Annotated in this window: 13 protein-coding genes; 9 read left to right on the top strand and 4 right to left on the bottom strand. The window is 69.4% G+C overall.

Annotated features, from left to right (window positions below; all coding sequences use genetic code 11):
- The first annotated feature begins 9 nt into the window (after positions 1–9).
- From KUG43_RS02725 to KUG43_RS02715, 3 genes are read left to right on the top strand one after another with little or no spacing between them, the layout of a single operon-like run.
- Complete coding sequence (locus KUG43_RS02725; protein ID WP_216905774.1) at positions 10–936, top strand: NAD(+) kinase; 927 nt, start codon at positions 10–12, stop codon at positions 934–936.
- Positions 933–1,628: a winged helix-turn-helix transcriptional regulator gene (locus KUG43_RS02720; protein ID WP_216905772.1), complete on the top strand. Its 696-nt coding sequence runs from the start codon at positions 933–935 to the stop codon at positions 1,626–1,628. Before KUG43_RS02725 ends, KUG43_RS02720 begins: the two co-directional genes overlap by 4 nt.
- A complete protein-coding gene (locus tag KUG43_RS02715; protein WP_216905770.1) occupies positions 1,625–2,134 on the top strand; it encodes a DUF192 domain-containing protein in 510 nt (169 codons plus the stop codon). Before KUG43_RS02720 ends, KUG43_RS02715 begins: the two co-directional genes overlap by 4 nt.
- On the opposite strand, the gene cbiE is transcribed toward KUG43_RS02715, so the two are convergent.
- A complete protein-coding gene (cbiE, locus tag KUG43_RS02710) occupies positions 2,088–3,383 on the bottom strand; it encodes a precorrin-6y C5,15-methyltransferase (decarboxylating) subunit CbiE (RefSeq protein ID WP_216905768.1) in 1,296 nt (431 codons plus the stop codon). The two genes, KUG43_RS02715 and cbiE, sit on opposite strands and share 47 nt — an antisense overlap.
- A 36-nt stretch (positions 3,384–3,419) precedes the next feature.
- Between cbiE and KUG43_RS02705 the strand changes: the two genes are divergently transcribed.
- From KUG43_RS02705 to ribD, 4 genes are all read left to right on the top strand, one after another.
- Positions 3,420–3,683 carry a DUF8678 family protein gene (locus KUG43_RS02705; RefSeq protein ID WP_216905766.1) on the top strand — a complete coding sequence of 88 codons (264 nt, stop codon included), beginning with the start codon at positions 3,420–3,422 and terminating at the stop codon, positions 3,681–3,683.
- Positions 3,684–3,872: 189 nt separating this feature from the next.
- On the top strand, positions 3,873–6,380 hold the full coding sequence (locus tag KUG43_RS02700) for a GH116 family glycosyl hydrolase (RefSeq protein WP_216905764.1): 2,508 nt from the start codon (positions 3,873–3,875) through the stop codon (positions 6,378–6,380).
- An 80-nt stretch (positions 6,381–6,460) separates the two neighbouring features.
- Positions 6,461–6,934 (top strand): DUF3122 domain-containing protein, encoded by a 474-nt coding sequence (locus KUG43_RS02695; protein WP_286194341.1) that lies wholly within the window; start codon positions 6,461–6,463, stop codon positions 6,932–6,934.
- 32 nt (positions 6,935–6,966) lie between these two features.
- On the top strand, positions 6,967–8,061 hold the full coding sequence (gene ribD, locus KUG43_RS02690; protein ID WP_216905924.1) for a bifunctional diaminohydroxyphosphoribosylaminopyrimidine deaminase/5-amino-6-(5-phosphoribosylamino)uracil reductase RibD: 1,095 nt from the start codon (positions 6,967–6,969) through the stop codon (positions 8,059–8,061).
- Between the two features lie 21 nt (positions 8,062–8,082).
- Here ribD and KUG43_RS02685 read toward each other — a convergent pair whose 3' ends face one another.
- Both KUG43_RS02685 and KUG43_RS02680 read right to left on the bottom strand, forming a co-directional pair.
- Positions 8,083–8,553: a DUF427 domain-containing protein gene (locus KUG43_RS02685; protein ID WP_216905760.1), complete on the bottom strand. Its 471-nt coding sequence runs from the start codon at positions 8,551–8,553 to the stop codon at positions 8,083–8,085.
- 33 nt (positions 8,554–8,586) lie between these two features.
- A complete protein-coding gene (locus tag KUG43_RS02680; RefSeq protein ID WP_216905758.1) occupies positions 8,587–8,841 on the bottom strand; it encodes a Nif11-like leader peptide family RiPP precursor in 255 nt (84 codons plus the stop codon).
- A 139-nt stretch (positions 8,842–8,980) separates the two neighbouring features.
- Between KUG43_RS02680 and KUG43_RS02675 the strand changes: the two genes are divergently transcribed.
- On the top strand, positions 8,981–10,186 hold the full coding sequence (locus KUG43_RS02675; RefSeq protein WP_216905756.1) for a glycosyltransferase family protein: 1,206 nt from the start codon (positions 8,981–8,983) through the stop codon (positions 10,184–10,186).
- A 26-nt stretch (positions 10,187–10,212) separates the two neighbouring features.
- Here KUG43_RS02675 and KUG43_RS02670 read toward each other — a convergent pair whose 3' ends face one another.
- Entirely contained in the window at positions 10,213–10,914 is a 702-nt protein-coding gene (locus tag KUG43_RS02670) for an SOS response-associated peptidase (protein WP_216905754.1), read from the bottom strand.
- A gap of 107 nt (positions 10,915–11,021) precedes the next feature.
- Between KUG43_RS02670 and ftsH the strand changes: the two genes are divergently transcribed.
- Positions 11,022–12,917 (top strand): ATP-dependent zinc metalloprotease FtsH, encoded by a 1,896-nt coding sequence (ftsH, locus tag KUG43_RS02665; protein WP_216905752.1) that lies wholly within the window; start codon positions 11,022–11,024, stop codon positions 12,915–12,917.
- Positions 12,918–12,932: the final 15 nt, after the last annotated feature.

Here is a 12,932-nt window from a genome sequence, read left to right as displayed (position 1 = left end):
CTGCGATCGGTGCCCCGGGTCGGACTGATCGTCAACGACGGCAAGGATCTGGCGATCAGCACCGCCGACCTGATCGAGAGCCGGCTGAAGGCGGCGGGTCTCGAGGTGGCGCGGGTGAGCAGCTCCGGTGGCGTGGTGGGTTTCGCCAATCCCGACCAGCACCTGCGCTCCAGGGGCTACGCCGCCTGCGTCCCCGCCAGCTTCGATGAGGAGATGGCCCTGGCGGTGGTGCTGGGGGGAGACGGCACGGTGCTCTCCGCCGCCCGCCAGACCGCCCCGATCGGCGTGCCGATCCTGACGATCAACACCGGCCATCTGGGCTTCCTGGCCGAGGCGTACCTGAAGGACCTGGACCAGGCCCTGGCCCAGGTGGTGGCGGGGGAGTGGAGCGTTGAAGAGCGCTCCATGCTCGTCGTGAGCGTGATGCGCGGCGAGCAACGGCGCTGGGAGGTGCTCTGTCTCAACGAGATGGCCCTGCACCGGGAGCCGCTCACCAGCATGTGTCACTTCGAGATCGCCATCGGCCGCCACGCCCCGGTCGACATCGCCGCCGACGGGGTGATCCTCTCCTCCCCCACCGGCTCCACCGCCTACGCCCTCAGCGCCGGAGGGCCGGTGATCACCCCCGACTGTCCGGTGCTGCAGCTGACCCCGATCGCCGCCCATTCCCTCGCCTCCCGGGCCCTGGTGTTCAGCGACCAGGAGCCGGTGACGGTGTTTCCCGCCACCCCCGAGCGGTTGATGATGGTGGTGGACGGCAGCGCCGGTTGTTACGTCTGGCCCGAGGACCGGGTGCTGGTGCGGCGCAGCGAACATCCGGTGCGCTTCGTGCGGTTGGCCGACCACGAGTTTTTCCAGGTGCTGCGCAACAAGCTGGGCTGGGGCCTGCCGCACGTGGCCAAGCCTTCCAGCAGCCACGCCGACGCCCCCCTGTGACGACGCCACCCACCGCCGCCACCCCTGCCCAGACCGCGGTGTTGCTGGTGGGCCCGGAGGCCATCGGCCTGGCTCCCCGGCTGGAGGTGTCCGGCTACAGCACCCAGCAGCAGGAGCCTGGCGATGCGCTCCCTGCGGCCGTGATCCTGTCGCCTGGATGCGAACAGCGGATTCCGGAACTGCGCCGCAGGCTGGGGGCCCGCCCCCTGCTGCTCGGCATCAGCAGCGACAGCGTGGAGAGCCGCAGCCATTGCCTGGAGTGGGGGGCCGACGATTTCTGGCTGCCCAGCCTCGGCACCAGCGATCTGCTCACCCGGCTGCGGCTGCACCTGGCCCTGGCCCAGCGGCAGGCCCCCACGCCGGTGTCCGCCCTGCTGACGTTGGCGAATCTGCGGATCGACCCGGTGGCCCGCCAGGGGTGGCGCGGCCAGCGCCAGCTCAGCCTGACGGCCCGGGAGTATCAACTGCTGCTGCTGCTGCTGCGCCACCGGGGATCGGTGGTGAGCCGGGAGCGCATCCTTGAAGAGATCTGGGCCGACCAGGGCGGAGGCGCCAGCAACGTGATCGAGGTGTACGTGCGCTACCTGCGCCAGAAGCTGGAGCAGGAGGGCGAATCCCGGCTGATCCACACCGTGCGGGGTCGTGGCTACTGCCTCAGTGAAGGTCGGCCCCCCGTGGGGCCCGTGCCATGAGCCGTTCCAACCTCCGGCGTTGGGCCCTGGCCGGCGTGGTCCTGTTGGGCGGCTGCGGACCGGGCTTGACCCAGGTGCCACCACAGTTTCTGCCCATCACCGCCCAGTGGTGTCTGGAGGGGCCACCGCCGGCGCGCTGCATCCAGCTGGAGGTGCCCCGGGGCGAGCGCCAGCAGGCCATGGGGTTGCAGCTTCGCCCACCCTTGCCCCACCTGCGCGGCATGTGGTTCCCCTACGCCCCCCCCGCGGTGGCCAGGTTCTGGATGCACCGAACCCCGGAACCCCTCGACATGCTGTTCATCCGCGACGGTCGCGTTGTTTTCCTCGAGCGTGCCGTGCCGCCCTGCATGAACCTGCCCTGCCGCAGCTACGGCCCCGACACGCCAGTGGACGGGGTGCTGGAACTGGCGGCTGGCCAGGCCGCCGTGCTCGGCATCAGCGTGGGCACCCCGGTGCGGATCACCCCGCTGCCGGGCGCGTCCCCTTCAGCACCAGCACGGGATTGAGGGGAGCCAGGCGGGTGCCCTCCGCCAGGGGAGCACCACGCCAGGCCTGGATCTGGGTGACAGCCACCCCCAGGCCGGCCTGCTCCAGCAGGGGACGGCACAGGGCCAGTCCCTCCACCGTGGCCAGGGGCAGCACCACCACCCCACCGGGCCGCAGCCGGCCCAGCACCGTCTCCAGCAGCAGGCTGCGCCCAGCACCACCGCCACCGATGAGCACGCGATCGGGGTCGGGCAGCTGGGCCAGGGCCGCCGGGGCCTCCGCCTCCACCACCCCGGTGGGCCGCACCCCGAGCCGGGTCGCATTGGCGCCGATCAGGGCGGCGGCCCCGGCCCGGCGCTCCACGGCCCACAGGGTCAGCCCGGGGCGCAACCGCAGCGCCTCCAACCCCACCGATCCCACCCCGGCACCGATGTCCCACAGCACGCCCGTCTCAGGCAGATCCAGATCGGCCAGCAGCTGGACGCGCACCTCCCGTTTGGTCATCAGCCCCGGCTGGTCTGCATGTTGCAGCCAGAGCCCATCGGGGATGCCGAACAGAGGCAGAGCCTTAGGCGGAGGCACCGCAGGCTGAACAGCGATCAGCAGCACCAGGTGCAGGGGATCGAGATCCGGCGGCAGGGGGTCGGCGGGCGCCAGCCGCTGCAGACGCTCCGCCGGATGGCCGAGGCGCTCCGCCAGCCAGACCTGATAGGCGGCCTCCAGCCCCGAAGCCCGCAGGATGCCGCGCACCTCGGCGGCTCCTCCCCGGGCCGGATCGGTCAGCACCGCCAGGGCGGCGGGCCGCTGCTGCAGCCGCGCCGCCAGGGGCTCGGGATCACGGCCGTGCAGGCTGATCCAGGAGGCGTCCTGCCAGGGGCGGCCCAGCCGGGCGAAGGCCAGCTGCAGGGAGGTGGGGGCCGGTTGGAAGCGGAGTCGCTCGGCGGGAAGGTGCTGCAGCAGCAGCCGACCGATCCCGAACCAGAGCGGATCGCCGCTGGCGAGCAGCACCACCCGCTGGTCGGCGGCGAGGGCCTGCTGCAGCCGCGGCAGCAGTTCGGTGGGTCGGTCGCTGGCCAGCAGCTCCGGTGCAGGGGCGTCGCCGCGCCAGGCCTCGAGGTCCGCCAGCAGCCGCCGGGGGGCCGCCACCAGATCAGCACGAAGGATCCGCTCCTGCCAGTGGCGGGAGAGGCCCGCCAGGCCGGCGGCATCGGTGCCCAGCACCTCCAGCAGCGAACCCTCCAGCCGTGCCCCTGCGCCACTGCTGGCCATGATGCTCCCCACGCGTGCTGGCCCCACCCCCTGCCCATGAGCGATCGACGCCAGAGGATCCACTCCCTGGTGCTGGCCCTGCTGGCCCACCAGAGCGATCTCGAGCTGCTCGAGGACGAGCGCTCCGGACCGGGCGGCCATCCCCTGGGGGGCGGCGGTGACCCTGGCAGCTGGCTGGAACGCAACCGGCGGGTGGTGCAGCGCTACCAGTCGCTGGTGCGCAGCGCCGTCACCCTCGATGCGCTGATCGAGCAGGAACTGGGCAGCGATCAGCTGGGGGGCGGCTCCACGTCCGGCTGAAGGGGGATGGAACAGCCCATCAACACCAGCCCCAGCTGGAAAGATTTTTTCCACGGCTGCCCTGGGCCGCTCCTCACTGGTGGAGGCAACGGATGGGGGATCTGTTCCACTGCTGACGCGGCAGAGAGCGAAAGGTCCGCTCCTTCTGACGGCCAGCTCTGACAAGCTGGGCCCACTTCGACTGGCCCCATGGCGCCCTTCGGCCTCTCCGCTCTTCAGAACCTGCGGCGCGGCAGGACTCCCTGGCAGCCCCCCGAGGCCAGCTGGTCGCGGCCCTTCGGCCAGGGCTGGGACAAGCCCTACACGGTGCGCTACGCCAGCAACCTGGATGACGGCCCCAACCACGGCATGCCCCTGGGGGGCTTCGGTGCCGGCTGCCTGGCCCGGGGCCTCGACGGAGCCTTCAACCTCTGGCATCTCGACGGGGGCGAGCACTGGTTCGGCGTGCTGCCCGATTGCCAGTTCGCCCTCTTTGAGCACGACGGCCAGAGCCCACGGGCCCATGCCCTGGCCACGACGCCCGTCTGCGACGCTTCCCGCCCCGACGCCGGCCCGCCGCTGGCCGCCTGGAGCTGGTACCCCGCCGCCAGCACCGAGCAACCGAGCGGCACCGTGGCGGTGCGCTACCCGGTCAGCTCCCACCACTACACCTCCGTGTTCAGCGCCGACGTGCGCTGCGAGGCCTTCAGCCCGATCCTCCCCGGCGATTACCGCCGCACCAGCTACCCGGTCGCCGTCTTCGCCTGGACGCTGAGCAACCCCACCAACCAGCCGCTGGAGCTGTCGCTGCTGCTGAGCTGGCGCAACACCGTCGGCTGGTTCACCAACACCGACCCGGCGGCGGAGGTCCACTTCCGGGACGACGGCAGCCCGGAGCACAACTACGTGCCGGCGATCGGCCGCGGCAAGGGGCAGCGCAACCGCTGGGTCGATGCCCCCGGCCTCAAGGGCCTGCTGCTGGAGGGGGAGCGCTCCCAGCCCCTGGGCGAGGGTGAAGGGCAGTGGTGTCTGGCGGTGCCCGACGAAACGGCACTGAACCACCCGGGGGTGGAGGTGTTCCGCTGCAGCCGCTGGGATCCCAGCGGCGACGGAGCGGAACTCTGGGAACCCTTCAGCCGCGACGGCTCGATCCCCGACAGCGACAACGACCGCCGCAGCACCGCTGACGATCCCCTGAGCGCCGCCCTGGCGGTGCGCTTCCGGTTGGAGCCCGGGGCCTCGCTCGAGATCCCGGTGGTGATCAGCTGGGACCTGCCGGTGACGGCCTTCGCCACCGGCACCCGGGCCCTGCGCCGCTACACCGACTTCTTCGGCACCGAAGGCGACAGCGCCGCCGCCATTGCCGAGGAAGCCCTGGCCGACTGGCGCGACTGGCAGGCCGCGATCGCGGCCTGGCAGGCGCCGGTGGTGCAACGCCACGACCTGGCGGAGCCGCTGCGCATGGCCCTGCTCAATGAGCTCTACGACCTGGCCAGTGGCGGCAGCCTCTGGACGGCCGCCAGCCCCGGCGATCCGGTGGGCCGCTTCGGGGTGCTCGAGTGCCTCGACTACGCCTGGTACGAGAGCCTCGACGTGCGGCTGTACGGCTCCTTCGCCTTGCTGCAGCTGTGGCCCGAACTCGACAAGGCCGTGCTGCGCAGCTTCGCCCGCGCCATCCCGGCCGCCGATCCGACGCCGCGGCCGATCGGCTGGTACTTCACCCAGGGGCGGGGCCGGGTGGAGGCGGCCCGCAAGGTGGCCGGCGCGACGCCCCACGACCTCGGGGCCCCCAACGAGCGCCCCTTCGATGCCACCAATTACACCGCCTACCAGGACTGCAACCTCTGGAAGGACCTGGCCAGCGATTTCGTGCTGCAGGTCTGGCGCACCTACAAGCTGGCCCCCGGTGGCCCGGACATCCGTTTCCTGGCGGACTGCTGGCCGGCGGCGGTGACCGCGCTGGACTACCTCAAGCGTTTCGACGTGAACGACGACGGGCTCCCCGACAACGGCGGTGCCCCGGACCAGACCTTCGACGACTGGCCCCTGCAGGGGGTGAGCGCCTATTGCGGCGCCCTCTGGATCGCCGCCCTGGAGGCCGCCCTGGCCATCGGCCAGCAGTTGCAGCTGGAACTGGGGCTCGACACCGCCGAGGAGCAGCGGCGTTTCGGGGGCTGGCTGGAGCAGTCCCGCAGCCATTTCGATGCCCTGCTCTGGAACGGCGAGTACTACGCCATCGATGCCGGCAGCGGCACGCCCGTGGTAATGGCCGACCAGCTCTGCGGCGACTTCTACGCCCGGCTGCTGGGGCTGCCGCCGGTGGTGGCCGACGAGCGCGCCCTCTCGGCCCTCAAGGCGATACGACAGGCCTGCTTTGAGTCCTTCGAGGGCGGCCGTCTGGGGGTGGCCAATGGCCTGCGCCGCGATGGCACTCCCCTCGATCCCGAGGGAACCCATCCGCTGGAGGTCTGGACCGGCATCAACTTCGGCCTGGCCGCCTACTACCGGCTGATGGGCCAGAGCAGCACCGCCTTCGCCATCACAGGTGCCGTCGTGCGCCAGGTGTATGAGGGTGGCCTGCAGTTCCGCACCCCGGAGGCGATCACCGCCGCCGGCACCTTCCGCGCCTGCCACTACCTGCGGGCCATGGCGATCTGGGCCCTCTGGGCCACCCACACCGGCTGGCAGCCGATCCCCGGGGCCGATCGCCAGCCATGAGCGCAGCCGGCCGGTTGGTGGAAACATGCCGCCGAAGCTGGTGGCGGGCGGGGATCCTCGTTCTGATCGCGGTCCCACTCATGGTCCTGGTGCTGGCCGTGGCCCCGGCGCCGGCCCAGGCGCAACTGCATGCCCACCCGGATGGCAACGGCACCCCGGTGGTGCGCAGCCTGGAGAGCCTGCGCGACCTCGACGACCAGAGCTGGCAGGTGGTGGCCTACCGGGAGGGTCCGCCCGGCGGCCCGTTGCGGCTACGGATCGTCGGCTACCCCGGCAAGGTGCGCCTCGACCATCCCACGGCCCTGGAGGTGCGCAGCGGCCGGCTGCTCTGGGACCTTGAGGATGTGACGCTCGACAGCGCAGCCCTCGCCGGTGACACCCGATCCGCCGCGGCCGAGTTCGATCTGACGCCGCTGCTGGCCGATCTGGAGCAGAACCGTCCCCTGCGGCTACGGCTGCCGCGGGTGTTCAGCGAGTTGGCGGTGCCGCCCTACGTGGTGGCGGAATGGCGCAGCCTGCCGACCTGGCAGGAAGCGCTGCCGGGCCAGCGGTGAGCGATTCGGCGGCCCCTCACTGGCTCCCCTGGATGCGGCGCGCCCTGCAGCTGGCGAGCCTTGGCCGGGGGGGCACCAGTCCGAATCCACTGGTGGGCGCCGTGGTGCTTGATGCCGCCGGGCAGCTGGTGGGTGAGGGCTTCCACAAGCGAGCCGGTTCGCCCCATGCCGAGGTGGTCGCCCTGCGACAAGCGGGGGAGCGGGCCCGGGATGGGACGGTGGTGGTGACTCTGGAACCCTGTTGCCATCACGGCCGAACGCCCCCCTGCTGCGATGCGGTGATCGCCGCGGGCCTGAAGAGGGTCGTCGTGGCGATGGCTGATCCGGATCCTCGGGTCTGCGGTGAGGGTGTGGCCCGCCTGCGCCGGGCTGGCCTTGAGGTGATCGAAGGGGTGGCCCGGGCGGAGGCGACCCAACTCAACCGGGCTTTCGTTCACCGGGTGCACACCGGCCGACCGCTGGGGATCCTGAAGTGGGCCATGAGCCTCGACGGACGCACCGCCCTACCCAACGGCGAGAGCCAGTGGATCAGCAGCCAGAACGCCCGGGAATGGGTTCACCATCTGCGGGCGGCCTGTGATGCGGTGATCGTGGGAGGCGGCACTGTGCGGGCCGACGACCCCCTGCTCACCAGCCGCGGCCGGCGCCATCCCGAACCCCTGCGTGTGGTGCTGAGCCGCGGCCTGAATCTGCCGAAAGCCGCCCGCCTCTGGGATCAGGACGGCGCCGCCACCTTGGTGGCCCATGGCCCGGAAGCGCCCCTCGACCGCCGGCTTTGGCTCGACGCCATCGGCGTGGAACGCCTGGAGATGGCCGTCTGCGAGCCGGCGTCACTGCTGGAGGCCCTGGCCCAGCGCGGTTGCAACCAGGTGCTCTGGGAATGCGGGCCCGAACTGGCGGCGGCGGCCCTGCGGCAGCTCTGCGTGCAGGAGCTGGCGGCCGTGATCGCGCCGAAGCTGCTGGGGGGCCTGCCGGCAAGGACTCCCCTCGGGGAGCTCGGGCTCAGCCGCATCGAGAGTGATCCCTCCTGGAAGGAAGACACGGTGCGACGGCTCGGCGTCGATCTGGTCTGGACCCTCAGCCGGGCCAGTCCCTCTGGCACACATCGGGACCCTCCAATGCCTTGAGGACGTCGGTCAGGGGCTGTTTCAGATCAACTCCGGGTGGCGGAGATCTCCTTTGAACGGACCCTCCACGTCGGCGGTGATCCAGCCGCCGTAGAAGCCCCCGGGTTGGGCGGTGACCTGTTCCCCGTCCACCCAGCAGCCTTCCATCTTGCCGGGATAAAGGGAGAACCATCCCGCCAAGGCCTGGTAGGGGGGCGAGGGATCGGGGTACTGCCAAAGGGCCCGTTCCAGGCGGCGACCATCGGCGGCCACCACATCGAAATAGCGGGCCACCCCTTTCCACTCGCAGAAGGAACGGCCCGGAGCTGGCACCAGCATCTCCAGGTTCATCACCTCGGGGGGCAGGTAATAGGTGGGCGGGTGGAAGGTTTCGAGCAGCCTCAGGCTGCAACGGGTATCGGCGAGCACTTTGCCGAAGGTCTCGACCCGCACATGCCGTTCACATGGCAACAGCAACGGAGGGCGTGGATACTCAGCGACACGCTCCATCATCGGGCTCTCCCCCATTCCTGGGCCACTGTGGTTTCAGCCCGGGATGAAGTGGCGCAATCGTCTTGCCTCCACCCCGGCACGCTCCTGGAGTTCTCCCTCGCTGAGTCGCTCCTCCTCCCGCTGCTGGGCGGCCAGGATGTCGTCGGCGCTGAGGGCGAATCCTTCGCCACGCGCCACTTCGAGGAAGGCGGGCAGATCAAGGGGTTGCTGATGATCGTGCAGACGTCTGTTGAGTTCAGGGATCCCTAGCGCGTGGGCCAGGAAAGCATCGAGGTCAGCGAGGCTCATGGGCGGGAAGGCTGGAGGGCCGTCGGAGGGGCAGTGCCCTGTCCACCTTGCCATGGAGGACGGGGAGGAATCTGAGCGACAGGAGGCCAGAGCGTCCTGCTCCTGCCAGGATTCCACGGACCCAACCCTATCCAACTCCGTGGCCAAGACCCTGGTGAAGTCAGGGATACTCTCCGCTGTCCTGCTGCTGCTGCTGTTGCTGGCCCATGTCTCGGTCGGTCTGCGTCTGCAGCGGGTGCCGCACCCGGACGAGATCTGGACGATCAACAAGCTGCTGGCCAGCTCCGGCCAGCTCATCTGGGGGACCGTGCTGAAGAACGACAATCATCCTCCCTTGTATTACATGCTGTCCAAGGGTTGGATCGAACTGACTGGTGCCACGATTCCGCATCTTCGCTGGCTCTCTTTTCTGTTCACCTGTTGCACACTTTTCTTTGTTGCCTGGGCCTATCGCAGACAGCCCCGCTTTGAGATGGCGGTTGTCCTGGTGCTGTTCGCCACCAATCCTCTGCTCACCTATTTCTCGGCCACCGTTCGGCCCTATTCCCTGGTGGTTCTCCTGGCCACCGTGATGACGTGGAGTGCCCTTCAGCTGAGGCGTTGCCAACCCGTCGGGGCTGAGCCGCCAGCCCCGTTCATGGGCCGCTTCGCCGCATCGGATTCCGACGACCGGCGGGTCTGGGCTTGGCTCTACTACGGCTCTGCACTCCTCCTGGGGCTCACGCACTATTTCGGCACCCTCTATGTCCTGATGGCCTGCGGCCTCGACGTTCTCAGCCGAAGGATCGAGCGAACACCGTGGAAGGGAATCATGCTCGTCGTTCTGATCAGCGCCTGGCCTGTGCTGCAGAGCCTGACCGGCACGCTGGACCAACAGGCAGAAGCGAACAGCTGGGTGAACGTGTTTCCCCTGATCAGCACGGTCAACAACTTCCTGGCCGGCGTCTTCCCGCTGCTGATGATCTCCCGCATGCCCCAGCTCGGCTTCGGCGTGGTGCTGGCGCTGGTTCTGCTCCTGATCTCCCTCAGACCCCTTCTGCAGGGCACCGGACGACGCCCCAGCGGGAGACGCGCCCGGCTTGTTGCGCTCCTGGGCTCCGATGCTGCCTATCTGGTCGCACTGAACGCTGCCGTTATCGCCGCCGGCTGTGTCGCCGATGCCCTGATTCCCTTCACCACGCCCTACTACTTTCTGGTCTGCCTTCCGGCGGTGACCATCCTGCTGGGCCGGCTGTTGACCGTCTCCTGGCGGGACCGTTTCAGCGGAGGGCTCTGTCTGTTCCTGACGCTGGTCATCGTGGCGCTCCAGATTCAGCTCGCCCACCAGAGGCTGAGCATGCCCTGAGCTGGTGGTGATGAATCGGATCACCGTCAATTGACGGCGTCGTCCATGGGACGAGACAGCAGATCCAGCTGCACCGCCGTCTCCTGGCTCAACTCCAGCTTCACCGCCTCCCAGGCCGCCGGATCCCAGGGATCCATCAGCGGCTCAAGGGCCCGCAGCTCCGGTCCATCGACGGCCGCCAACCAGGCCTCCTCCAGGCCGTCGGGGATCACCACCGGCATGCGGTCGTGCACCCGGGCCAGCAGGTCGTTGGGGGCGGTGGTGAGCACGACGCAGGTCTCAAGTTCACCCCCATCCCCCCCCAGCCAACGCTCCCAGAGCCCGCCGAGCCAGAAGGGGCGCTGATCACGGCGACGGAACAGCCAGGGTTGCTTGAAGGACCGGCCCTCCACCGTTTTTGTCTGCCATTCGTAGAAACCATCGGCGGGGATCAGGGCGCGCCGGTGGCGCCAGGCGCCCCGGAAGAAGGGTTTCTCCCCCACCGTCTCGCTGCGGGCATTGATCGGCCGGCGGCGGGACATCGGGTCGGGGCACCAGTCCGGCACCAGCCCCCACAGGGCCAGGGCCACCTCCAGGCGTCCGTGCTCCTGGCGCTGCAGCAGCACGGGTTCGCCGGGCCGCACCTGGGGCCGGGGGGCGTAATGCTCGACAAATCCCGGCGGCATCGGACCCTTCAGACGGGGCAGCAGCCGATCGAGGCGGGTGGCCAGGGAGTAGCGGCCGCACATGGGGGAGGGGGGAGCCGAAGGGGCGGGCGTTCGGTTCTCCCGACCGGGTGGTGGAACGGCCGGTGACGACCAGACCTAGCTTGGGCCCATACGCCGTTTTGCGCAGCATGGCCATCCGTCAGGACGACAACCGCCCCACAAGGCGGTTCGGAATTGTCAATCTGCTCCTGATCGGTTTTGGCGTCCTGCTGCTGTTCAGCAATTTCCTGCCCAATCCCGCCACCCAGGTGCCCCGGGTGCCCTACTCCCTGTTCATCGACCAGGTGAACGACGACAACGTCAAACGGGCCTACATCACCCAGGACCAGATCCGCTACGAGCTCACCAAGGCTCCAGAGGAAGGGGCCCCCACGGTGCTCTCCACCACCCCGATCTTCGACATGGAGCTGCCCCAGCGCCTGGAGCAGCACGGTGTTGAATTCGCCGCCGCCCCGCCGAAGCGGCCCAGCTTCATCACCACGGCCCTGAGCTGGGTGGTGCCGCCGCTGATCTTCATCCTGGTGCTGCAGTTCTTCGCCCGCCGCAGCGGCATGGGTGGGGGCGGCGCCCAGGGGGCCCTGAGCTTCACCAAATCGAAGGCGAAGGTCTACGTGCCCGATGAGGAGTCCCGGGTCACGTTCGCCGATGTGGCCGGCGTCGACGAAGCCAAAACCGAACTCACCGAGATCGTCGATTTCCTCAAGACGCCCCAGCGCTACATGGACATCGGCGCCCGCATCCCCAAGGGCGTGCTGCTGGTGGGCCCTCCGGGCACCGGCAAGACCCTGCTCTCCAAGGCCGTGGCCGGTGAAGCCAGCGTGCCGTTCTTCATCATCTCCGGTTCCGAATTCGTGGAGCTGTTCGTGGGGGCCGGTGCCGCCCGCGTGCGCGACCTGTTCGAGGAGGCCAAGAAGAAGGCGCCCTGCATCATCTTCATCGACGAACTCGATGCCATCGGTAAGAGCCGTTCCGGCTCCATGGGCGTCGTGGGAGGCAACGATGAACGGGAGCAGACCCTCAACCAGCTGCTGACCGAAATGGACGGTTTCACCGCCCAGGACAAACCGGTGATCGTGCTGGCGGCCACCAACCAGCCGGAAACCCTCGATGCCGCCCTGCTGCGTCCGGGCCGTTTCGACCGCCAGGTGCTGGTGGATCGCCCCGACCTCTCCGGCCGCAAGATGATCCTCGACATCTACGGCAAGAAGGTGAAGCTGGCCGAGGGCGTGGATCTCGACAAGATCGCCCAGGCCACCAGCGGTTTCGCCGGCGCCGACCTGGCCAACCTCGTCAACGAGGCGGCCCTGCTGGCGGCCCGGGTCTACCGCACCACGGTCGAGCAGGCCGACCTCAACGAAGCGATCGAACGGGTGGTGGCGGGCCTCGAGAAGAAGAGCCGCGTGCTGCAGCCGGACGAGAAGAAAGTGGTGGCCTACCACGAAGTGGGCCACGCGATCGTGGGGCACCTGATGCCCGGCGGCAGCAAGGTGGCGAAAATTTCGATCGTGCCCCGCGGCATGGCGGCCCTGGGCTACACCCTGCAGCTGCCCACCGAGGAGCGCTTCCTCAATTCCAAGGAGGATCTCGAAGGCCAGATCGCCACCCTGCTGGGCGGCCGTTCCGCCGAGGAGGTGGTCTTCGGTGAGGTCACCACCGGCGCCGCCAACGACCTGCAGCGGGCCACCGACATCGCCGAGCAGATGATCGGCACCTACGGCATGAGTGAAACCCTCGGCCCCCTCGCCTACGACAAGCAGGGCGGCAGCCGCTTCCTGGGGGGTAACTCCAACCCCCGCCGGGCCGTGAGCGACGCCACCGCCCTGGAGATCGACAAGGAAGTGCGCGGCCTGGTGGATCGGGCCCACGACCGGGCCCTGGCGATCCTGCACCACAACCGTGATCTGCTGGAGGCCATCTCCCACAAGATCCTTGAAAAAGAGGTGATCGAGGGCGACGAGCTGAAGCATCTGCTGGCCTCCAGCCGCCTTCCGGATGCACCGGTACTGGAGGGAGTCGTCGCCTGATCCCTGACCAGCCCC

Source organism: Synechococcus sp. CCY 0621 (assembly GCF_019038465.1).
Classification (GTDB): domain Bacteria; phylum Cyanobacteriota; class Cyanobacteriia; order PCC-6307; family Cyanobiaceae; genus Cyanobium.
The sequence above is the reverse complement of the archived record's forward strand: the minus strand, read 5'-3'. Positions and strand labels throughout refer to the sequence as shown.

What these genes read in the sequence shown, in the direction of transcription:
- KUG43_RS02715 (WP_216905770.1), top strand. Translation starts at nt 1,625, where the DNA reads ATGAGCCGTTCCAACCTCCGGCGTTGGGCCCTGGCCGGCGTGGTCCTG.
- cbiE (WP_216905768.1), bottom strand. Translation starts at nt 3,383, where the DNA reads ATGGCCAGCAGTGGCGCAGGGGCACGGCTGGAGGGTTCGCTGCTGGAG.
- KUG43_RS02705 (WP_216905766.1), top strand. Translation starts at nt 3,420, where the DNA reads ATGAGCGATCGACGCCAGAGGATCCACTCCCTGGTGCTGGCCCTGCTG.
- KUG43_RS02700 (WP_216905764.1), top strand. Translation starts at nt 3,873, where the DNA reads ATGGCGCCCTTCGGCCTCTCCGCTCTTCAGAACCTGCGGCGCGGCAGG.
- KUG43_RS02695 (WP_286194341.1), top strand. Translation starts at nt 6,461, where the DNA reads ATGGTCCTGGTGCTGGCCGTGGCCCCGGCGCCGGCCCAGGCGCAACTG.
- ribD (WP_216905924.1), top strand. Translation starts at nt 6,967, where the DNA reads ATGCGGCGCGCCCTGCAGCTGGCGAGCCTTGGCCGGGGGGGCACCAGT.
- KUG43_RS02685 (WP_216905760.1), bottom strand. Translation starts at nt 8,553, where the DNA reads ATGATGGAGCGTGTCGCTGAGTATCCACGCCCTCCGTTGCTGTTGCCA.
- KUG43_RS02680 (WP_216905758.1), bottom strand. Translation starts at nt 8,841, where the DNA reads ATGAGCCTCGCTGACCTCGATGCTTTCCTGGCCCACGCGCTAGGGATC.
- KUG43_RS02670 (WP_216905754.1), bottom strand. Translation starts at nt 10,914, where the DNA reads ATGTGCGGCCGCTACTCCCTGGCCACCCGCCTCGATCGGCTGCTGCCC.
- ftsH (WP_216905752.1), top strand. Translation starts at nt 11,022, where the DNA reads ATGGCCATCCGTCAGGACGACAACCGCCCCACAAGGCGGTTCGGAATT.